The following is a 20795-nucleotide window of genomic DNA, read 5'->3' on the forward strand; positions in this document are numbered from 1 at the left end:
CCGTCCCTGTCCGCCACCTTGTACAGCTTGCCCGTCGGCTTGAGGTTCCGCAGCTTGGTATCGGTCAACATGGCACAAACGCTCCCTTGCAACACCATGCGTCGTGCGCCCTGCTTGAACGAGAGGGAATCCCCTTATAAGTCAACAACTTACAGAGGTGAACCCATGGCACAGCCATCGTGACGCACACGCTTCACCGGCCATCAATACCATGCCTGGAAAACCCCACGCGGAACGGAAAAAATTCGTTTTACAGCAACTACTTACACGATTCCGATACCATGACCACCCGGGAACGAGGCGCATGGCATCGGCGGCGAGGCATGGCACAGGGCCGGCTTCGTGCCATCGACTATGCCATGAAAAATTCGTGCTTGGCCATACCCCAGGCTGCCAGTCCGTGCCAGGTTAAAAGCACAAAAAAGCCCACTGTGACGCGGGCTTAGGTGTGCCTGGTGCCTGATCCTGCCGGTGGCTGCCGGACGTGGAATCATTCCCACTCGATTGTGCCCGGTGGCTTAGACGTGATGTCGTAGACCACGCGATTCACACCGCGTACCTCGTTGATGATGCGGGTGGCGACGCGCCCCAGGAAATCATGCGGGAACGGATAGTAATCCGCCGTCATGCCATCGGTGGAGGTCACGGCACGCAGCGCGCAGGCCTGATCATAGGTGCGGCCATCGCCCATCACACCGACCGTGCGCACCGGCAGCAGCACGGCAAAAGCTTGCCAGATTGCGTCGTAAAGGCCGGCCTTGCGGATCTCGTCGAGATAGACGGCGTCGATCTCGCGCAGCAGATCGAGCTTTTCCCTGGTGATCTCGCCGGGGATGCGGATGGCAAGGCCCGGCCCCGGGAAAGGATGGCGGCCGACCAGGCTTTCCGGCAGACCAAGTTCACGTCCTAGGTCGCGCACCTCGTCCTTGAACAGCTCGCGCAGCGGCTCGACCAGCTTCATGTTCATGCGTTCGGGCAGGCCGCCGACATTGTGGTGCGACTTGATTGTCACGCTCGGGCCGCCATGGAAGCTGATGCTTTCGATGACATCCGGATAGAGCGTGCCCTGCGCAAGAAACTCGGCGCCGCCAATCTTTCTGGCCTCTTCCTCGAACACATCGATGAACAGCGCGCCGATGGTCTTGCGCTTCTTCTCCGGGTCGGAGACGCCCGTCAGCTTGGCGAGGAACAGCTCGGAGGCATCGCGATGCACCAGCGGGATGTTGTAATGCTCGCGGAACAGCCTCACCACCTCCTCGCCCTCGCCCTTGCGCAGCAGGCCGTGATCGACAAACACGCAGGTGAGCTGATCGCCAATGGCTTCGTGGATCAGCACGGCAGCCACCGAGGAATCGACACCACCGGACAGGCCGCAGATCACCTTGCCCTTGCCGACCTGGGCGCGGATCTTCTCGATGGCTTCCTCGCGATAGGCCTTCATCGTCCATTCGCCCTGGCAGCCCGCCACCTTGCGCACGAAGTTGCGCAGCAGCTTGGCGCCATCGGGCGTGTGCACGACTTCCGGATGGAACTGCACGGCGTAGATCCTACGCTTGTCGTCGGCGATGGCGGCAAACGGCGCGCCCTCGCTGACGCCGACGACGCGGAAGCCATCGGGCAGCTTGGTCACGCGGTCGCCGTGGCTCATCCAGACCTGATGCTTCTGGCCCTTCTCCCACACGCCATCGAACAGCGCGCAGTCCTCCTTGATCTCAAGGAAGGAGCGGCCGAATTCGCGGTGATGGCCCGCTTCGACCTGACCGCCAAGCTGGGCGCAGATGGTCTGTTCGCCATAGCAGATGCCAAAAACCGGCAGGCCCATGTTGAACAGATCCTGCGGCGCACGCGGCGAGTATTCCTCCGTGGTGGAGGCCGGGCCGCCGGAGAGGATCACGCCTTTCAGCACGCCATGCGGGCTGTCGGCTTTCAGGGCCTGATCGGCTTTCTGGAAAGGAACGATCTCGCAATAGACACCGGCCTCGCGGACCCGGCGGGCGATCAATTGTGTGACCTGCGATCCGAAATCGATAATAAGAATGCGCTCCGCCATAGGCGTCCTTGAACTCCTCTTTGTGGTTGGAGGCGGAGCGCAGGGCCGCTTGCGCGGCGGTCCGTCAGCTCGCCTTGCCGGCCTTGTAGTCGGCGATCTTCTTCTTAAGCTCCGTATACTCGGCGCAGCCGAACACGCAAAGGCTGTCCAGCCGGCTGAGATGCTCTTCGGCTTTCGCCAGGTTTCCCGTCTTCAGATAGGCCTCGCCGATATATTCATGCGCGCCGCGATGGCGGGGATCGATGGCCAGCGCCTTCTCATAGTGGACAAAGGACTGCTCGTAATTGCCTTGGTTGCGATAGGCATAACCGAGCCAGTTATAGGCATCGGCATTCTGCGGGTCCTTGGCCACCACCGCCTGGAACAGCGGGATGGCGGCAGCCCAGTCCTTGTTGTCGATGGCCTTGCGGCCTTCGGTGAAATTCGGGTCGGCCGGACGGGCAGCCAGATCGCCGGAACTGCCACCACCCGCGGCATGAAGCGACGCCGGGCTGAGTCCGGCGGCAAGCAGGATGGCAAAGGCTGCAAAAGCGGGGATCACACGAGCATACATCTGGCATCTCCTGGATGCAGTGGGGAGTATACCCGCCCGGGGCATCGGCCGGCCACCCTCACGCCCGCCCCTCATTGCCGGGCCCGCTGGAATGCGACGGCGAAAAAGCCATCGGTACCGTGCCGGTAAGGCGTCAGGGCGAGCCGTGTCCCGGACTGTATACGCTGCTCGGTTATAATCCCGCCAAAGGCTTGCGCCAGCGGCAGCTCTGTAAACTCGGCGTGATGAGACAGGAACCAGTCGGCCTGCTGGTCATTCTCCGTCGGCAGGATAGAACAGGTGGCATAGACGAGCCTGCCGCCCGGCCGGACCAGACGGGCACCATCGGAAAGCAGACCGCGCTGGCGCCGCACCACCTCTTCCAGGCTGGCAGGATCGTAGCGCCAACGCGCTTCGGGGTTGCGTCGCCAAGTGCCGCTGCCCGAGCAGGGCACATCGAGCAGAACCCGGTCCGCCTTGCCTTCCAGCTTTTGCAGCAGATCCGGCATCCGGTCGGCCGGATGCACGATGACATTGCGCACGCCGGCGCGCTGCAGCCGCGGGCCTAGCCGCGCCAGACGGCGCGGATCGTTATCGGCGGCATGAAGCTCGCCGCGGTTGCGCATCAAAGCGGCCAGCAGCAAGGTCTTGCCGCCGGCACCAGCGCAAAGGTCCACTACGACTTCGCCAGGTTTCGCGTCCATCAGAAGACCGCCAAGCTGGGCGGCTTCGTCCTGCGGCTCGATCAGGCCATCGGTGTAAAGCGGCGAGGTTTCCAGCCGCACGCGCTCGGCGATGCGGATGCCCAACGGCGAGAACGGCGTCGGCGCAGCGCCGATGCTCTCGGCACGTAGCTGCTGCAACACGTCCTCGCGTGAGGTTTTCAGGGTGTTGACCCGTAAATCGAGCGGCGCGCGGCCATTCAGGGCCGACAGTTCCATCTCGGTATGCGGACCGAAAGCCGCCTGCACCATCTCGGCCACCGGCGGCGGCAGATTGACCCGCGCCCAGAGTGGGGCGGCTTCATCAGAGGGCAGGTGCGACAGGATCGCCGCTTCGTCCTCGCTCAATGGCGGCGGCGCGTATTTCTCACCCGTGCAGAGCTTTTGCCATTCCTGCAGCGGCGTCGCGGCATCAGCAAAAACCAGCAGACGCGGCGTGATGGCTGCGCCTGCTTCTTCCAGACGCCAGCGCCGCATCCCCTGCTCGCGCAGCACGGCATAGACGGCTTCGCCGATGGCGCGGCGGTCTTTTGCGCCGGCATAACGGTTGCGCCGCTGCCAATCGCTGAGCACGCGATCGGCAGCGGCGGCACGGCCGAGAATGTCGGAGACGATAGCGATGGTCGCGGCGAGCCGCGCCGCAGGCGTCATCGGGCGTTACGACTCCTGCCGGTAATTCGGCGCTTCGCGGGTGATCGCCACGTCATGCACATGGCTCTCGCGCAGACCCGCAGAGGTGATGCGGATGAAGCGGCAATTCTTGCGCATCTCTTCCAGCGTCGCATTGCCGGTATAGCCCATCGCGGCGCGCAGGCCGCCGACAAGCTGATGCAGAATGGTGCCGGCCGGGCCCTTGTATGCGACGCGGCCTTCGATGCCTTCCGGCACCAGCTTCAGCTTGTCGCCGACTTCCTGCTGGAAGTAACGATCCGCCGAGCCGCGGCCCATCGCGCCCAGCGAACCCATGCCGCGATAGGATTTGTACGAGCGGCCCTGATAGAGGAAGACCTCGCCCGGCGCTTCATCGGTGCCGGCCAGCAGCGAACCGACCATGCAGGCGCTGGCGCCGGCTGCGATCGCCTTGGCCAGATCGCCGGAATACTTGATACCGCCATCGGCGATCACCGGAATGCCAGCCTTATCGGCGACCGATACCGCATCCGCCACAGCGGTGAGCTGCGGAACGCCGACGCCGGCGACGATGCGCGTGGTGCAGATCGAACCCGGGCCGATACCAACTTTCACGGCATCGACGCCAGCATCGATCAGCGCCTTGGTGCCTTCCGCGGTGGCAACGTTACCGCCGATCACCTGAGTGCGGTTGGAAATCTTCTTGATTGCACGAATGGTTTCCAGCACGCGGCTGGAATGGCCATGGGCGGTGTCGACGATGAGCACGTCGACGCCGGCATTCATCAGTTCCTGGGCGCGCTCGATGCCATCGGCGCCGGTCGAAACCGCCGCGGCACAGCGCAGGCGGCCCTGCTCGTCCTTGCAGGCATTCGGATATTGCCGCGCCTTTTCGATATCCTTCACGGTGATCAGGCCGACGCAGGCATAATTCTCGTCGACCACCAGCAGCTTCTCGATGCGATGCTGGTGCAGCAGCCGCTTGGCTTCGTCCATCGAGACGCCTTCACGCACGGTGATCAGCGGATGCTTGGTCATCAGCTCATGCACCGGCTGGTTCATGTCGGTGGCAAAGCGCACATCGCGGTTGGTCAGGATGCCGACCAGCTTGCCACCCTGCTTCTCGGTCACCGGGATGCCGTGAATGCCATGGCGCTCCATCAGCGCCAGCGCATCGGCCAAAGTCTCGTTCGGCCGGATGGTGAGCGGATTGACCACCATGCCGGATTCGAACTTCTTGACGGTGGCCACTTCGAGCGCCTGCTCGGCGATGCTGAGGTTTTTGTGAATGACACCGATGCCGCCGGCCTGCGCCATGGCAATCGCCATCTTGGCTTCGGTAACGGTGTCCATCGCCGCCGAAATCAGCGGAATGCCGAGTTCGATGGTCTTGGTCAGACGGGTACGGGTATCCACCTCGGTGGGCAGAACGCTGGAAGCCGCCGGTTCCAGCAAGACGTCATCGAAAGTATAGGCTTCACGGAACTGCATCGGCGGGCTCCTTACGCGAGACTAGGATCTGAGGGGGATTGGTTCTGGTTTTCGGCGGCGGCTTCGGCGGCGAAATCGCCGCCCTGCCCGCTCTGGTTCATATAGGGGTAATGCTGCAGCATCGCCGCGCGCCATTGCTCGAACGGCAAATCGGCAAAGGTGCCGCGGTCGGCGATATATTCCATATGCCTGCGATTGTCGGCATCGAAGGGATGGAAGATCGAGTCCGTCTCGCCGTCGAATTCCAGCGGCAGGACACGGAATTTCTGGCAGAGCTCCAGATTGAAGGCCGGTGTCGCCTTCACCCATTTGCCGTCCAGGAACAACTCGGCATAACCGTGGTAATAGAAGACATCAGTGCCCATCAGGGCACGCAGGCGCGCGGTCGCCAGATGATTCTTCACATCGGCAAATCCAAGGCGGGCCGGAATGCCTTCGGCGCGGGCCACTGCCGCCATCAGCACCGCCTTGTTGACGCAGAAGCCGCGTCCGCGGGCAATAACGCCCGAGGCGCACATGCCCGCCTGGGTCAGCTCGACGGCGTAAGGATCGTAGTAGAAGCGGTCGCGTACCGCGTAGTAGAGCTTGATTGCCTTGGCCTTCGGATCGCGCTCATCCCCTACCGCCTCGCGCGCCAGAGCGCGCACCAAGGGATGGTCTTTCTCGATGAAGGGGGTGGCGGCGAGATAAGCCGGATCCACCGCGTACTCGGTCTCAGCCGACGCGGCCATGGCAAGGCGACTCCCGTGGGGTGGTATGGTTCCTTGCCGCGGAGGATATAGCTGCTCTTGCCCGCCCGGTCCAGCCTCAACAGGGCCGGTCAGCCCCGGAATCCGAGGGCAATCACATAGGATTCGGCCGAATCCGCCCGACTCGCCGGGGGTTTTACATGCTTCACCGTGCGGAAATCCCGCTTCATGGTGTTCAGCAGCTCGTTTTCCGTGCCGCCCCGCAGCACCTTGGCGACGAACGCGCCGCCGGGATTGAGCACATGCAGGGCAAAATCCAGTGCCGCCTCGCACAGCGCCATGATGCGGATATGGTCGGTCTGGCGATGCCCGGTGGCGGGCGCGGCCATATCGGACAGCACCAGATCGGCCTTGCCGCCCAGCGCCTCGATCACCCTGGTATCCGCGCCTTCCGCCAGGAAGTCCTGCTGCATGAGGATGGCGCCGGGAATGGGCTCCACCGGATTGATATCGACGCCCAGCACGAAGCCGCCGGACTTCTCGCCTGCTTTGACCCGCTGCACGGCGACCTGCGTCCAGCCGCCCGGCGCGGCGCCGAGATCGACCACCCGCATGCCCGGTTTCAGCAGTTTGAACTTCTCGTCCAGCTCGATGAGCTTGTAGGCAGCACGGCTGCGATAGCCCTGGCTCTTGGCGGCAATCACATAGGGGTCGTTCAACTGACGCTGCAGCCAGCGCGCCTGCGCGACAGTGCGACCGCGCGCCGTCTTTACCTTGACCTTGGCGCGATGGCTTGGACCGGGCTTATTCATGCTTATCGTCGTCTCTGGGTATTCCTGGAATTCTTGCGGATCAGCTCGACCAGCACGCCTTCGCGCACGCCGCGGTCGGCGACCCGCAGCCGCGCAGCCGGCCAGAAGCGATACAGCGCTTCCAGAATGGCGCAACCCGCTACCACCAGATCGGCGCGTTCTTCGCCGATGCAGGGATGCAAGGCCCGCTCCGGGATGCTTTGCGCGGCCAGCTGATGCGATTGCGCGATAACGGCGGGGAATTCAAGCCAGCAGCCATCGACCTGGCGGCGTTCGTAGCGCGGCAGGCCGAGCAGAACGCCGGCCAGCGTGGTCACCGTGCCTGAGGTGCCCAGCACCTGCACCTGGCCCGTTTGCAGATGATCGGCCAGGCGGTGTTTCTCCTCGAAAGGCCGCAGCACGGCTGCCACCTCTTCGATCATGCGCTCGTAAGAGCCGCTTTGCCGGTCGCCCGGGCCAAAACGTTCGGTGAGATTGACCACGCCGAACGGCAGCGAGATCCAGTCGATCACTTCCGCGCCGCTCTGCGGACGAAGCTTGGCCCAGAGGATTTCCGTCGAGCCGCCGCCGATATCAAAAACGATGGCATGGCTGTGCGGCGGCTCAAGCAGCGGCGCGCAGCCGGTCAGCGCCAGCCGCGCTTCTTCGGCGGTGGTGATGATGTCGAGCGAAATGCCGGTCGCGACCTTCACATCATGCAGGAATTCAGCGCCGTTGGCCGCACGGCGGCAGGCCTCGGTGGCCACGGCGCGTGCCACTTCCACACCGCGGCGCGCCATCTTTTCCGAACAGATCTTGAGCGCTTCGATGGTACGCCCCATCGCCGCTTCCGACAGCCGTCCGGAACCGCTAAGTCCCTCGCCCAGGCGGACGATGCGGGAAAAAGCCTCAATGACCCGGAAGCCGTCGCGCTGCGGCCGGGCAATCAGCAACCGACAATTATTGGTGCCGAGATCGAGGGCAGCATAGACAGGCGGAATGCTTCGATCCCGTCCCATCGGCGACGAGCCGCTGGCGACAGGTGCATTCATGCCCGCGGAACCGTCTCTCGACACGCAAAAGCTGTAATTCGCATAACCGGAGTGTAGCGCGGCTTACGCCGCGCGGTAAGGCATGGATTTGCCGGACGCTCAGTTCGGGGCTTTGGTGGCGCCGTTTCTCGGTGGATTCACCGCACCGTTGCCGGTCTGCGGAACCGCGAAGATCTGGCCCGGATAGATCAGGTCCGGATCAATGATCTGGCCCTGATTGGCGCGATAAATCTCCGTATACCGCATTCCCTCGCCATAGACGTGGCGGGCAATGCGCCACAGGCTGTTGCCAGGCTGCACCACCACGCTGCGGCCATCGGCCCCGAACTGGATGTCTTCGGGCCGCGCGCGGCTGAATGGCATTTCGACGCGGGAGGCGACCTTGCCGCCGGCCTGCTCGACCTGATCGACCCGCAAGGAATAGATGCCAGGATCGACCGTTTTCTCGGGCTGGAGCGTCCAGCGGCCCTTCGGGTCGGCCGAAGCAACGCCGATCGGCTCGTTGTTCAGATAGATCTGCACGGTCGAACCAGGCTGGGCACGGCCTGAGAGGATCAGGTTGCCCTTGTCGTCATATTCGACGGCATCCAGCGCCAGACCGCGCCGGGCGGGATCGAGCGGGGCTTCGCTGGGGCGCTGCAGCAGGCGGCTGGCGCCCTGGAACGGGGTCAACACGGCGATAGCCTGTTCGCCGCCCTCGCCCGGCTGGCATTCAGGCACGACGGCGACAACCGAGGCGTCGGCCTTGACGACTTCCTGCCCCTGCAACTGGGACTCGAGGACGAATTCCTGATTGCCCTTTTCCAGCGGCAGGTCGGGGACCAGCACCCATTCGCCACGGTTATCGGCGGTGACACGGCCGATTTCGCGCGTGCCGGTCTTAATTACCACCACCGAGCCGGGGGTCGCGCGCCCAGCGAATACGGCCGTGCAATTGCGGCTGATGCGAACGACGTCGAAGCTCGGCGGGACCTTGACCACGCTTTCCGGCGGCGGCGGTGCGACTGGCGCAGGAACCGGCGGCGCGTCCTCGCCCGACTGCTGGGGCAGGCCGCGCTTGTTCGGATCGGCACCGAAAAAGATCACTGCCAGGATACCCAGAACAGCGACGCCCAGTAGAATGAAGAAAAAGCGACTGCCCCGCACCCGATTATCCCGGCTGGCAAAATTGTGAACGACGGGAGAGATTAAGACCTCGCAATGCCCGTCGCAACTCCTCTAAGGTCGCGGTATTGCAATAATAAACCGTCTCCACATGTCGATGTCGCATTCACGCCACGCCACTGTTTCCCGTCATCTTCGCCGCTGCCCCCGGCTGCTTGTCTGGTTCGCTGCTCTCGCCTTGCCGGCTTTGGCCGCGGCATGGCCCGTCACAGGCTGGACGCAAGCCAGCAACACCAGCAATGACACTGGCAGTAACACCGAGCTCGTCGAACAGGGCGCATATATTTTCCGCGCCGGCGGCTGCTACGAGTGCCATACCGACACCAAGAACAAGGGGGCTCCACTGGCGGGCGGACGCGCGTTGCCGACACCTTACGGCACGTTCTACTCGCCCAACATCACGCCGGATCGCGAAACCGGCATCGGCAGCTGGACCGAAGCGCAATTCATTACTGCCATGCGGCATGGCCTGGCGCCGGATGGCATGCCCTACTATCCGGCTTTTCCCTACACGTCTTTCACCAAGATCACCGATGCCGATCTGCGGGCATTGTGGGCCTACCTGATGGCGCAGCCGCCGGTAAAGCAGGCCAACAAGCCGCATGACCTTGGCTTCCCCTACAATCTGCGCATGGCGATGTGGGGCTGGCGCCTGCTGTTCTTTGAGCCGGGCGTCTACCAAGCCGATGCCGCGCAATCGGCAGCCTGGAACCGGGGCGCCTATCTGGTCACTGCGCTGGGCCATTGCGGCGAGTGCCACACGCCGCGGAATTTCCTTGGCGCCATGAAGGCCGACATGCGCTTTGCCGGTTCTGCCGACAACGCCGAGGGCGAACGGGTGCCCAATATCACCCCGCACGCAAAAGCCGGGATTGGCGGCTGGAGCGAAAAGGATATCGCCGATTATCTTGGCAGCGGCATGACGCCGGACGGCGATTTCGCCGGCGGCCTGATGGGTGATGTGATCGAGTACAGCACCAAATACCTGACCCAAGAGGACCGGATGGCCATGGCGGCCTATCTGAAATCCGCGCCTGCCATCGACTACACTCCGCCCCGGAAACAGCAGAAATAAACGCGGCGCACAAAAAACGGGCCGGCAAAGCCGGCCCGCAAGTCATTCCGGTAAGATCTTCTTCTGTCAGTTCTTCGGGGTGCGGTAGGGCCGGTGGCAGGCGCCGCAGGTGGCGCCCAGAGCCCCGAAATCGGCCTTCAAGGCGTCCATGTTGCCCGCCTTGGCCGAGGCCAGCAGCTTCTCGGCCGCCGCCTTGCTGGCTGCCGCCTGCTTGTCGAAATCCGCCTTGTTGGCCCAGATTTCAGGCTTGGCCCAGGTCTCGGCGCCCTTGTCCGAACCGGCCGGGAAAAGCGACGGCATTTTCTCGGCAGTCGCGACGATCGTCTCGGCCGGCTTGATCGCATCGGCGGCAGGGCCATTCGCGTCGATCACCTTCTTGATGGCGGCCATGGCGGCGCCTTGCGCCTTCATGCCTTCCTGACGCGCCTTGATGACATCCGCCTGGGCGATGGCCATGCCACCCGCCGTCGCAACGGCCAAGCCGACTGCAACTGCGAAAAACGCCTTTTGAAACATGCGGTATTCTCCCCTGCTTATAGCGAGCCGGCTGCGGGTCCGGACGACTCCTCATATAACCGGATTCGCCTGCGGAGGACGACAAGTCCTTATAGGTTCACGAAAATTTTAGACTGGTGGTTACCTTGAGGTAACGCTGGGGCTTTTACCGCTGGCATCCCCGGCCGGAATGGGGTACCCATCGCCACCCTGCGTTAGCCATAACATCATCAGCCGCCCAGTCCCAATGACCGTTATCCGCTCCGTCTGCGTCTATTGCGGCTCGAGCCTCGGCGAGAGCCAAGTCTACACCGCCCAAGCCCAGATCCTCGGCCGGCTGCTCGGCGAGAACGGGATCCGTCTGGTCTATGGCGGCGGCCGGATCGGCCTGATGGGCGTGGTGGCCGAAGCTGCCCTGGCGGCCGGCGGCGAGGTGGTCGGCATCATCCCCCATCATCTGCACGACTGGGAAGTCGGCCATACCGGCCTGACCGAGCTGCACGTGGTCGACAGCATGCATACGCGCAAGCGCATGATGGTGGAAATGTCGGATGCCTTCATCGCGCTGCCGGGCGGCCTTGGCACCCTGGACGAATTCTTCGAGGTGATCACCTGGCGGCAACTGAAGCTGCACGACAAGCCGGTGATCATCCTCAATGTCGAGGATTACTGGCACCCGCTGCTGGCGCTGATCGACACGGTGATCGAGCGGGGCTTCGCGCGCCGCACTGCGACCAGCCTGTTCACCATTGTTGACGACGCGGCGAAAATCCTGCCGGTGCTGCGCGCCGAACCGGCACCGGAACGCCCCGCCGCGACCAGCCGAATTTGACCTTTTCTCGACGGGCCTAGAGTTTAAATCCACCCGCCGGCGCGGCCCAAGGCTTCTCCGGCCGGGCAGGCTTTGCTAGGGTCCCGGCCACCAAAATCAACGCAACCCGTGACTGTGGAGGGGTCTTTATGGAGAAGATCAAGGTCAAGAACCCGGTCGTCGAACTCGACGGCGACGAGATGACCCGCATCATCTGGAAGTTCATCAAAGAGAAGCTGATCCTTCCCTATCTCGACGTCGATCTCCTCTACTACGATCTCGGCATCGAGAACCGTGACAAGACCAACGATCAGGTCACCATCGACTGCGCCCATGCCATCCTGAAGCATGGCGTCGGCGTCAAATGCGCCACCATCACGCCGGACGAAGCCCGCGTGAAGGAATTCAATCTGAAGGAAATGTGGAAGTCGCCGAACGGCACCATCCGCAACATCCTCGGCGGCACCATCTTCCGCGAGCCGATCATCTGCAAGAACGTGCCGCGCCTCGTGCCGCACTGGAACGATCCGATCGTGGTCGGCCGTCACGCCTTCGGCGACCAGTATCGTGCCACCGACTTCAAGTTCCCTGGCAAGGGCACGCTGACCATCAAGTTCGTCGGCGAGGACGGCCAGGTGATCGAGAAGGAAGTCTTCAAGGCCCCGGGCGCCGGCGTCGCCATGGCGATGTACAACCTGGATGACTCGATCCGCGACTTCGCCCGCGCCAGCATGAACTACTCGCTGGCCCGCGGCTGGCCGCTTTACATGTCGACGAAGAACACGATCCTGAAGGCCTATGACGGCCGCTTCAAGGACATCTTCCAGGAAGTCTTTGACAAGGAGTTTGCCGACAAGTTCAAGGCTGCCGGCATCACCTACGAGCACCGCCTGATCGACGACATGGTCGCCTCGGCGCTGAAGTGGTCGGGCAAGTTCGTCTGGGCCTGTAAGAACTACGACGGCGACGTGCAGTCCGACACCGTGGCCCAGGGCTTCGGCTCGCTCGGCCTGATGACCAGCGTGCTGATGACGCCGGACGGCAAGGTGGTTGAGGCGGAAGCTGCCCATGGCACGGTGACGCGTCACTATCGTGAGCACCAGGCGGGCCGCGAGACCTCGACCAACCCGATCGCCTCGATCTTTGCCTGGACGCGCGGCCTGATGCATCGCGCCAAGCTGGACGACAACCCGGCGCTGGACAAGTTCGCCAACACGCTGGAGCGGGTCTGCATCGAGACGGTGGAAGCCGGCTTCATGACCAAGGACCTGGCGATCCTGATCTCGAAGGACCAGCCCTGGCTGACCACCCAGAAGTTCCTCGACAAGATCGACGAGAACCTGAAGAAGGCGCTGGCGTAATCGCCGCCCCTTCACGTCAAACAGAAAGGGCCGCAGCGATGCGGCCCTTTTTTATTGTCCAATGACTTTTGCCCCTGAGACGCCCGGCTCGAGCCCGGGCATCTCATGGGCGAAACTTACGCCGCGACTTTGGCCTTGGCGATCTGCTCGGCAATGGCATCCAACGCCTTCTCAGCCCCGGCAGGATCAGCGCCGCCGCCCTGGGCGAAATCAGGCCGGCCGCCGCCGCCCTGGCCGCCGATCAGCGGGGTCGCGATCTTGACCAGCTCGGCCGCATTCAGCTTGGCGGTCAGATCGGGGCTGACACCGACGACGACCGCCACCTTGCCATCCGCCACCGACGTCAGCGCGACGACGCCGGAGCCGATCTCCTTCTTCATCGCGTCAACCATGCCGCGCAGATCCTTGGCGGGCACGCCGTCCAGCTTGCGCGCGGCGAATTTCACGCCGTTGACGTCCTTCACCTGCGGACCGCCGGCACCGCCGCCGGTGGCAAGCTGCTTGCGCAGTTCGGACAGCTCACGCTCCAGCTTGCGGCGCTCTTCCAGCAGGGCGGCCAGACGCTGCGGCACCTCGCGAGGCTGCGCCTTGAGCGCATCGGCGGCCGCCTTCAGCGTCTCTTCCTGCTCGGCGAAATAGGCCCGGGCCGCCTCGCCGGTCAGCGCCTCGATGCGGCGGACACCAGCCGCGACAGCACCTTCATTGACGATCTTGAACAGCGCGATATCGCCGGTACGCTTCACATGCGTACCGCCGCAAAGCTCGGTCGAGTAATCCTTGCCGTCGGGTAGCTTGCCCATCGAGAGCACGCGCACCTCGTCGCCATATTTCTCGCCGAACAGCGCCATGGCGCCGGCAGCGATCGCCTCGCTCGGCGTCATCAGGCGCGTGGTGACGGCATCGTTCTGGCGGATCATCTCGTTGACTTCCGCCTCCACCGCCGCGATCTCTTCATGGCTCAGCGGCTTCGGATGGCTGATGTCGAAGCGGAAGCGATCCGGCGCGACCAGCGAGCCCTTCTGCGTGACGTGATCGCCCAGCTTGCGGCGCAAAGCGGCATGCAGCAGATGGGTCGCCGAATGGTTGGACGCAATTGCCGCGCGGCGCGCGACATCCACCGACAGCGTGGTCATGTCGCCAACCTTGATAGTGCCTTCCACCACCTTGCCGATATGGACATGCAAGAGGCCGAGCTTCTTCTGCGTATCGGTGACCTGAACCTTGGCGCCTGAGGCCGTGACGATCACGCCGGTATCGCCGATCTGGCCGCCGGACTCACCGTAGAACGGCGTCTGGTTGAGCACGACAGACACCTCGGTGTCGGCCTTGGCCTCGTTCACCGGCTGGCCGTTCACGACGATGGCGTCGATGCGGCCTTCCGCCGTGTGGGTGTCGTAGCCGAGGAATTCGGTGGCGCCCTTCTCTTCCTTGATGTCGAACCAGACCTTCTCGGTCGCCGCCTCGCCCGAGCCGGCCCAGGCCTTGCGGGCTTCTTCGCGCTGCGCCTGCATGGCGGCCTGGAAGCCGTCGAGATCGACGCCGATGCCGCGGTTGCGCAGGGCATCCTGGGTCAGATCGAGCGGGAAGCCGTAGGTGTCGTAAAGCTTGAACGCCACTTCGCCAGGCAGCATGTCGCCCTTCGACATGCCGGTGGTGGCTTCATCGAGCAGCTTCAGGCCGCGATCCAGCGTCTGCTTGAAGCGGGTTTCCTCCAGTTTCAGGGTCTCGGCGATCAGGTTCTCAGCGCGGCCAAGCTCCGGATAAGCGCGGCCCATCACGCTGACCAGCGCGGGCACCAGACGCCACATCAGCGGCTCCTTGCAGCCCATGAGCTGCGCATGGCGCATGGCGCGGCGCATGATGCGGCGCAGCACATAGCCGCGGCCTTCGTTGGAGGGCAGCACGCCGTCGGCGATCAGGAAGCAGGACGAGCGCAGGTGATCGGCGATGACGCGGTGGCTGATCTTATGGTCGCCATCGGGATCGGTGGACGAGAAATCCGCCGACGCCTCGATCAGCGTGCGCATGATGTCAATGTCGTAATTGTCGTGCTTGCCCTGCAACACGGCGGTGATGCGCTCCAGGCCCATGCCGGTATCGATGGAGGGCTTGGGCAGGCTGATCCGCTCATCCTTGGAGACCTGCTCATACTGCATGAAGACCAGGTTCCAGATCTCGATATAGCGGTCGCCATCGGCCTCGGGGCTGCCCGGCGGGCCGCCCCAGACCTTGTCACCATGGTCGTAGAAGATTTCCGAGCAGGGGCCGCAGGGGCCGGTATCGCCCATGGCCCAGAAATTGTCCGAGGTCGGAATGCGCACGATGCGCTCGTCCGGCAGGCCCGCGACCTTCTTCCAGATGTTAAAGGCCTCGTCATCGGTGTGATAGACGGTGACCCAGAGCCTGTCCTTGGGCAGGCCGTATTCCTTGGTGATCAGGTTCCAGGCCAGCGGGATCGCTTCTTCCTTGAAGTAATCGCCGAAGGAGAAGTTGCCGAGCATCTCGAAGAAGGTGTGATGCCGGGCGGTATAGCCGACATTGTCGAGGTCGTTATGCTTGCCGCCGGCGCGCACGCATTTCTGCGCGGTGGCCGCGCGGGTATAGGGGCGCTTCTCCTGGCCGGTGAAGACGTTCTTGAACTGCACCATGCCGGCATTGGTGAACATCAGGGTCGGGTCGTTGCGCGGCACGAGCGGCGAGGATTCCACCACCTGGTGACCGGCCTTGGCGAAATAGTCGAGAAAGGCCTGCCGGATTTCGCTGGCGGAGGACATGGGCTTCACACCTCTGGTCGGCGGCGCGCCGGGGTGCCGGACCTGGCTCCGGGGCGCCGATAATGCGTCGGTTCGATTGCGGTGAGCCGGCCGGAGCCGGCAGAAGACTTTACTTAACGCCCCGCATTTTCGCTGTCCAGCAGCGCCCTGCCCGCGCTTTCAGACTTAAGTCGTTGATCCTCATGGGCTAGCACGCGCCAGGTTTCCAATTGGAGGCACTGGAGCCAGGATCAAAGGCGGCTGATCCGATGCTTTAGGTCACCGATTCCGCCCTAAAGCATTGTTCTGGCAAAAAAATACCCCGGTACCGAGCTCCGGTACCGGGGTTCCCATGGAGGAGAGAACTCATAGGCCGCCAAATAGCGGCCAGAGGGGAAAGATCAATCGGCATCCTCATCAATATCGGCATCGGCGCCGGCATCGATCGCCGCCGCGACGATCCCGGCATTAGCCTTGATCGCGGCTTCAATCTTTTCGGCAACCTCCGGATTTTCCTTGAGGAATTGCTTTGCAGACTCACGGCCTTGGCCGATCCGCTGGCTGTCGAAGGAGAACCAGGAGCCGGATTTCTCGACCACATTGGCCTTCACGCCCAGGTCGATCAATTCGCCGGTCTTGGAGATGCCTTCGCCATACATGATGTCGAAATCGACCACCTTGAACGGCGGAGCGACCTTGTTCTTGACCACCTTCACGCGGGTCTGGTTGCCGATCACCTCGTCGCGCGCCTTGATCGAGCCGACGCGGCGGATGTCCAGGCGGACAGAGGCATAGAACTTCAGCGCGTTGCCGCCGGTGGTGGTTTCCGGGTTGCCGAACATCACGCCGATCTTCATGCGGATCTGGTTGATGAAGATCACCATCGTGTTCGACTTGGAGATCGACGCGGTGAGCTTGCGCAGCGCCTGGCTCATCAGACGCGCCTGCAGGCCCGGCAGGGCATCGCCCATCTCGCCTTCCAATTCAGCCTTCGGCACCAGGGCCGCGACGCTGTCGATGACCAGCACGTCGATGGCGCCCGAACGCACCAGGGTGTCGGCGATTTCCAGCGCCTGCTCACCCGTATCCGGCTGCGAGATCAGAAGGTCGGCGACATTGACGCCCAGCTTGCGGGCGTAGGACGGGTCCAGCGCATGCTCGGCATCGATGAAGGCGCAGGTACCGCCCTTCTTCTGGGCCTCGGCCACGCAATGCAGCGCGATGGTGGTCTTACCCGAGCTTTCCGGACCGTAGATCTCGATGATGCGGCCACGCGGCAGACCGCCGATGCCCAGCGCGATGTCCAGGCCGAGCGAACCAGTCGAGATCGCCTCGATCTCGATGCTCTGGCGCTGCCCGAGCTTCATGATTGAACCCTTGCCGAAGGTACGCTCGATCTGCGAGAGCGCGCTCTCCAGCGCCTTACCCTTGTCCATGTTGTCCTTGTCCACGAGGCGAAGATTGGCGGTCGACATTGCGGCTGCATCCTTTCATGGGGCCGGGGGAATTGCAACGATACGCGGTTCTGCCCCTATATGTTCCTATCTTGTTGCCTTTGTCCAGCGAAATCGACAAACCCGCGTATTCTCAGGATATTTCCGCATTGTTCCAGTAAGGTTTTGTTAAGAACGCAGCAATGTTCCGCTTTTCCGGCTCATCCGGAAACAGCCCGAATCCGGGGACGGAGCGCGCAATTACTGGATGTGTAAATGCGGGTATGCCGGGAAATTTTCCCGCTTAAGATGTATGCCCTCCCTTCTCCCAAAGGAGAGGGAAATTAAGGCCCCATCACTTCCTTTACCTTTCCCGCAAGCTGGCTGAGCGAGAAAGGCTTGGGCAGGAAGTTCACATGCGGCGACTTCGCCAGGCTGGTGCGCAGGCTGTCTTCGGCATAGCCGGAGATGAACAGCACGCGCAGGTTCGGGCGGCGCAGACGCAGCTCTGCGGCGAGGCTCGGGCCATCGAGATTAGGCATGACCACATCGGAGATCAGCAGCTCCACGCGCTCAAGCTGCTCGGCCGGCAAGGCTAAAGCCTGCTCGCCCGAAGCCGCCTCGATAACGGTGTAGCCCTTGTTGCGCAGCGCCCGCGCAGCAAAGCTGCGCACCGCATCCTCGTCTTCGACCAGCAGCACCAGACCGCGGCCGGTGAGATCGCGGCTGTCATGCCGCACATCGTCGCGGACCGCGGCGAGTTCTTCCGGGGTGGGACGATAACGCGGCAGATAGATGCGGAAGCAGGCCCCCTCGCCTTCGGCGCTTTCGACCTGAATGAAGCCGCCGGTCTGCTTGATGATGCCGTAGACGGTGGACAATCCAAGCCCGGTGCCGGCGCCGACCGCCTTGGTCGTGAAGAACGGGTCGAAGATCTTGCTGAGATTTTCGGGCGCGATGCCATGGCCGTTATCGGCCACTTCGATCAGCACGTATTCGCCCGGCGGAATGGTTTCGGCGCCGATTTCGGTCGGCCGCTCGGCCTGCCAGTTGCTGGTACGGATGCGCAATTCGCCGCCTTCCGTCATGGCGTCGCGCGCATTGACGGCGAGGTTGATGATGACCTGCTCCAGCTGGCCCTGGTCGACGCGCACAAGGCCAAGATCGCGGCCATGGGTCATCTTCAGGGTAATCGTCTCGCCGATCAGGCGGCTGATCAGGTTGCGCAGATCGGCCAGAACATCAGTGATGTCGAGGATCTTCGGCACCAGGGTCTGCTGGCGCGAGAAGGCCAGCAACTGGCGCACCAGATTGGCGGCTCGGCTGGCATTCTGCTTGATCTGCATGACATCGGCGAAGGATTGGTCGCCGGGCTGATGGCGCTGCAGCAACAGATCGCAGAAGCCGATCATCGCGGTGAGAAGATTGTTGAAATCGTGTGCGATGCCGCCAGCGAGCTGACCCACCGCCTGCATCTTCTGGCTTTGATGGAACTGGGTCTGCAGATTGCGCTGCTCGGTGGTGTCGACCAGATAGACGAGCTGCGCCGACTGGCCATCGTCGCGTTCCGCCGAAGAGGCAGCGAAGACCTCGACCACACGGGCACGAGGCCCGGCGAGATGAATTTCCAATGGCCGGCCAAAGGTCTCGCCTCGGCGCAGGGCCATCAGATGACGGGTCAGCACCAGGGCATCTTCCTCGCGCACCAGATCGGCCAGACGCTGGCCCAGCCCATCCTCGCGGCCGGTGAGTGCGGCGAAGGCAGCGTTGGCGTCGCGGATCACGCCGGTGGAATCGAGCACCAGGATGCCGATCGGCGCCTGATCGAAGAAGCGGCGGAACTCCGCTTCCACCGGACGCAGGGTGCCGCGATGGCGCAGCTCCAGACTTAAGTCGTGCACGACGGCGCTGTAGCGGACCGGGCGGCCATCGCCATCCGTGACCGCGCTCTGGCTGACGCCGACAAGGCGGAAACCGGACTCGGCATTCGTGTCGGCGTCCAGCGGCTTGAGCTTGGCTTCACCGCCTTCCCAGTTCGGCGTCATCACCTCGCCTTCGCGCGCCTCGGCATGCTGCAGCACATCGGCCAGGGTGACGTTGCGGCCAACGAGCTGCTCAGGCACCGTGTTCAGCCAGGCGGCGAAGGTGCGGTTGGCAAACAGAAAACGTCCATCCAGCCCCACGGAATAGAGCCCGACCGGCGCATTGTCGATGAAGGCAGCCAGCTCGTCGCGCTGGCGCCGCATGGCGATGAGCGAGTCATCTTGATCAGACAGGCATTGCACATCCCAGACCATCCAGTGACGCCAGTCCGGCCGCGCCATGGCGGAGATCCGCAAGGTCAGGATCTGATCGCCGGCGGCGACCTCCAGATCCTCCTGCACGGTCTCCCCCGCCGCCGCTAGGCCGCGCATGCGCGCAATAGTTTCGATATTGCCCAGACGCGACACCACCAGGCGGTCGATGGTCGGCGCGCCCTCGATCTGCAGCCGGGCGGCAAGGTTGCGGTAGCCGGCATTGGCGGCAGCAACAGCCGGGCCGTTCATCACCACGCGCGCAAACGGGCTGGCCTCGGCCACCAGCTTGGCCGGCCATTTCAGAAATCCGCCGAACAATCCGCCGAAGGGACGTGCCATCACCCTAGCCGCCTTCCGTCTCTGCCTCGGGCTCGTAACGGGCATCCATGCCGTCCTTGAGCCGCATCACATAAGAAATCACCCCTGCCACGGCGCGATAATGCTCGACCGGAATGGATTCATCCAGATCGACCTTATAAAGCGCACGCGCCAGTGGCGGGTTTTCGACAATCGGAACCTCATGTTCCTTGGCAATCTCGCGGATGCGCAGCGCCAGCACATCGACGCCTTTGGCGACGACGACCGGAGCCTGCATCTTGTCGGGATCGTATTTCAGCGCCACGGCGTAGTGGGTCGGGTTGGTGATGACCACGCTGGCCTCGGGCACCGAGGCCATCATGCGGCGGCGGACACGCTGCATGCGGATCTGGCGCAGGCGTGCCTTGATGATCGGATCGCCTTCCTGTTCCTTGAACTCCTCTTTGACCTCCTGCCGGGTCATGCGGAGATTCTTCATGTAGGTGAAACGCTGGTACAGGTAGTCGACCACTGCGACGACGAACATGATGCCGACCAGAACGCCGATCAGCTTCACCAGCATCTGCGCCACCAGCGAAAGCAGCACGGAAACGTCCAGCGCGACGATGGTTTCGAGCGAATCCAGCTCGGGCAGCAGGATGGCGGCGAGGATCGCGCCGATGGCACTGATCTTGATGATGTTCTTGACGAACTCGACGGCGCTCTGCACCGAGAACATGCGCTTCAGGCCGGCAATCGGCGACAGCTTGGAGAATTTCGGCTTGATGCGCTCGACCGTGAAACGCGGCGGATTCTGAATGACGCTGGAAGCCAGACCGAAGAGCAGGAACAGGCCGAGCACCGGCAACAGGCCCCTGCCGACGCCGAAGAACAGGTCGATGGCGACCTGAGACAGGTGGCTGGCGTCGATCGGAATCAGATGCGGCTGCTCAAGGAAAACGCGGGTGGAGCTGATGAAGTTGCTGGACAGCGTGCCCGACAGCATCCACATGGCGATCGCCGCCGCGAGGAAAGCGAACCAATGGCCGATTTCCTGGGACTTGGCAATGTTGCCTTTTTCCTCGGCATCCTTGAGCCTTTTGTGTGTCGGCTCTTCTGTTTTGGAATCCGGATCGGCGTCTTCGGCCATGC

16 protein-coding genes and 1 pseudogene are annotated in these 20795 nt (G+C 63.2%); 3 read left to right on the plus strand and 14 right to left on the minus strand.

Annotated features, from left to right (window positions below; translation table 11 throughout):
* The 9 genes and pseudogenes from Q0603_RS08320 to Q0603_RS08360 form a co-directional block, all read right to left on the minus strand.
* Positions 1 to 71: pseudogene (locus Q0603_RS08320) on the minus strand (DUF4102 domain-containing protein); the annotation flags it as partial.
* A 419-nt stretch (positions 72 to 490) separates the two neighbouring features.
* The gene (gene guaA / locus Q0603_RS08325) at positions 491 to 2050 is read right to left on the minus strand and encodes a glutamine-hydrolyzing GMP synthase (protein ID WP_298724525.1); all 1560 of its coding nucleotides are present in this window, start codon (positions 2048 to 2050) and stop codon (positions 491 to 493) included.
* A gap of 64 nt (positions 2051 to 2114) precedes the next feature.
* Positions 2115 to 2603, minus strand: coding sequence for a tetratricopeptide repeat protein (locus tag Q0603_RS08330; protein ID WP_298724527.1), 489 nt, complete (start codon positions 2601 to 2603; stop codon positions 2115 to 2117).
* Between the two features lie 71 nt (positions 2604 to 2674).
* Positions 2675 to 3955 carry an RsmB/NOP family class I SAM-dependent RNA methyltransferase gene (locus tag Q0603_RS08335; RefSeq protein WP_298724530.1) on the minus strand — a complete coding sequence of 427 codons (1281 nt, stop codon included), beginning with the start codon at positions 3953 to 3955 and terminating at the stop codon, positions 2675 to 2677.
* A gap of 6 nt (positions 3956 to 3961) precedes the next feature.
* The gene (gene guaB, locus Q0603_RS08340) at positions 3962 to 5425 is read right to left on the minus strand and encodes an IMP dehydrogenase (RefSeq protein WP_298724531.1); all 1464 of its coding nucleotides are present in this window, start codon (positions 5423 to 5425) and stop codon (positions 3962 to 3964) included.
* Between the two features lie 11 nt (positions 5426 to 5436).
* Positions 5437 to 6156: a transglutaminase family protein gene (locus tag Q0603_RS08345; RefSeq protein ID WP_298724533.1), complete on the minus strand. Its 720-nt coding sequence runs from the start codon at positions 6154 to 6156 to the stop codon at positions 5437 to 5439.
* An 89-nt stretch (positions 6157 to 6245) separates the two neighbouring features.
* Positions 6246 to 6926, minus strand: a complete 681-nt coding sequence (locus Q0603_RS08350) for an RlmE family RNA methyltransferase (protein ID WP_298724535.1) — start codon at positions 6924 to 6926, stop codon at positions 6246 to 6248.
* Positions 6927 to 6928: 2 nt separating this feature from the next.
* Complete coding sequence (locus Q0603_RS08355; RefSeq protein ID WP_298724537.1) at positions 6929 to 7957, minus strand: Ppx/GppA phosphatase family protein; 1029 nt, start codon at positions 7955 to 7957, stop codon at positions 6929 to 6931.
* Positions 7958 to 8056: 99 nt separating this feature from the next.
* A complete protein-coding gene (locus Q0603_RS08360) occupies positions 8057 to 9103 on the minus strand; it encodes a LysM peptidoglycan-binding domain-containing protein (protein ID WP_298724539.1) in 1047 nt (348 codons plus the stop codon).
* 109 nt (positions 9104 to 9212) lie between these two features.
* On the opposite strand from Q0603_RS08360, the gene Q0603_RS08365 reads away from it, so the two are divergent.
* Complete coding sequence (locus tag Q0603_RS08365) at positions 9213 to 10196, plus strand: cytochrome c (RefSeq protein ID WP_298724541.1); 984 nt, start codon at positions 9213 to 9215, stop codon at positions 10194 to 10196.
* 66 nt (positions 10197 to 10262) lie between these two features.
* Here Q0603_RS08365 and Q0603_RS08370 read toward each other — a convergent pair whose 3' ends face one another.
* Positions 10263 to 10712, minus strand: a complete 450-nt coding sequence (locus tag Q0603_RS08370; RefSeq protein WP_298724543.1) for a cytochrome c — start codon at positions 10710 to 10712, stop codon at positions 10263 to 10265.
* A gap of 226 nt (positions 10713 to 10938) precedes the next feature.
* On the opposite strand from Q0603_RS08370, the gene Q0603_RS08375 reads away from it, so the two are divergent.
* A complete protein-coding gene (locus tag Q0603_RS08375; protein ID WP_298724545.1) occupies positions 10939 to 11523 on the plus strand; it encodes a TIGR00730 family Rossman fold protein in 585 nt (194 codons plus the stop codon).
* Positions 11524 to 11651: 128 nt separating this feature from the next.
* Entirely contained in the window at positions 11652 to 12863 is a 1212-nt protein-coding gene (locus tag Q0603_RS08380) for an NADP-dependent isocitrate dehydrogenase (protein WP_298724547.1), read from the plus strand.
* Between the two features lie 116 nt (positions 12864 to 12979).
* Here the strand turns inward: Q0603_RS08380 and alaS are convergent, their stop codons facing one another.
* From alaS to flhB, 4 genes are all read right to left on the minus strand, one after another.
* On the minus strand, positions 12980 to 15637 hold the full coding sequence (gene alaS, locus Q0603_RS08385) for an alanine--tRNA ligase (protein WP_298724549.1): 2658 nt from the start codon (positions 15635 to 15637) through the stop codon (positions 12980 to 12982).
* A 380-nt stretch (positions 15638 to 16017) separates the two neighbouring features.
* Positions 16018 to 17091, minus strand: a complete 1074-nt coding sequence (gene recA / locus Q0603_RS08390; RefSeq protein ID WP_298724551.1) for a recombinase RecA — start codon at positions 17089 to 17091, stop codon at positions 16018 to 16020.
* A gap of 302 nt (positions 17092 to 17393) precedes the next feature.
* Positions 17394 to 19685: an ATP-binding protein gene (locus tag Q0603_RS08395; protein WP_298724553.1), complete on the minus strand. Its 2292-nt coding sequence runs from the start codon at positions 19683 to 19685 to the stop codon at positions 17394 to 17396.
* Positions 19686 to 19689: 4 nt separating this feature from the next.
* Positions 19690 to 20793 (minus strand): flagellar biosynthesis protein FlhB, encoded by a 1104-nt coding sequence (gene flhB, locus Q0603_RS08400; protein WP_298724555.1) that lies wholly within the window; start codon positions 20791 to 20793, stop codon positions 19690 to 19692.
* Between the last annotated feature and the right edge of the window lie 2 nt (positions 20794 to 20795).

The sequence above is a fragment of the uncultured Ferrovibrio sp. genome (assembly GCF_937960835.1).
Lineage (GTDB): Bacteria > Pseudomonadota > Alphaproteobacteria > Ferrovibrionales > Ferrovibrionaceae > Ferrovibrio.

Coding starts and splice junctions, on each gene's coding strand:
- guaA (WP_298724525.1), bottom strand. CDS start 2,050: ATGGCGGAGCGCATTCTTATTATCGATTTCGGATCGCAGGTCACACAA.
- Q0603_RS08330 (WP_298724527.1), bottom strand. CDS start 2,603: ATGTATGCTCGTGTGATCCCCGCTTTTGCAGCCTTTGCCATCCTGCTT.
- Q0603_RS08335 (WP_298724530.1), bottom strand. CDS start 3,955: ATGACGCCTGCGGCGCGGCTCGCCGCGACCATCGCTATCGTCTCCGAC.
- guaB (WP_298724531.1), bottom strand. CDS start 5,425: ATGCAGTTCCGTGAAGCCTATACTTTCGATGACGTCTTGCTGGAACCG.
- Q0603_RS08345 (WP_298724533.1), bottom strand. CDS start 6,156: ATGGCCGCGTCGGCTGAGACCGAGTACGCGGTGGATCCGGCTTATCTC.
- Q0603_RS08350 (WP_298724535.1), bottom strand. CDS start 6,926: ATGAATAAGCCCGGTCCAAGCCATCGCGCCAAGGTCAAGGTAAAGACG.
- Q0603_RS08355 (WP_298724537.1), bottom strand. CDS start 7,957: ATGAATGCACCTGTCGCCAGCGGCTCGTCGCCGATGGGACGGGATCGA.
- Q0603_RS08365 (WP_298724541.1), top strand. CDS start 9,213: ATGTCGATGTCGCATTCACGCCACGCCACTGTTTCCCGTCATCTTCGC.
- Q0603_RS08370 (WP_298724543.1), bottom strand. CDS start 10,712: ATGTTTCAAAAGGCGTTTTTCGCAGTTGCAGTCGGCTTGGCCGTTGCG.
- Q0603_RS08375 (WP_298724545.1), top strand. CDS start 10,939: ATGACCGTTATCCGCTCCGTCTGCGTCTATTGCGGCTCGAGCCTCGGC.
- Q0603_RS08380 (WP_298724547.1), top strand. CDS start 11,652: ATGGAGAAGATCAAGGTCAAGAACCCGGTCGTCGAACTCGACGGCGAC.
- alaS (WP_298724549.1), bottom strand. CDS start 15,637: ATGTCCTCCGCCAGCGAAATCCGGCAGGCCTTTCTCGACTATTTCGCC.
- recA (WP_298724551.1), bottom strand. CDS start 17,091: ATGTCGACCGCCAATCTTCGCCTCGTGGACAAGGACAACATGGACAAG.
- Q0603_RS08395 (WP_298724553.1), bottom strand. CDS start 19,685: ATGGCACGTCCCTTCGGCGGATTGTTCGGCGGATTTCTGAAATGGCCG.
- flhB (WP_298724555.1), bottom strand. CDS start 20,793: ATGGCCGAAGACGCCGATCCGGATTCCAAAACAGAAGAGCCGACACAC.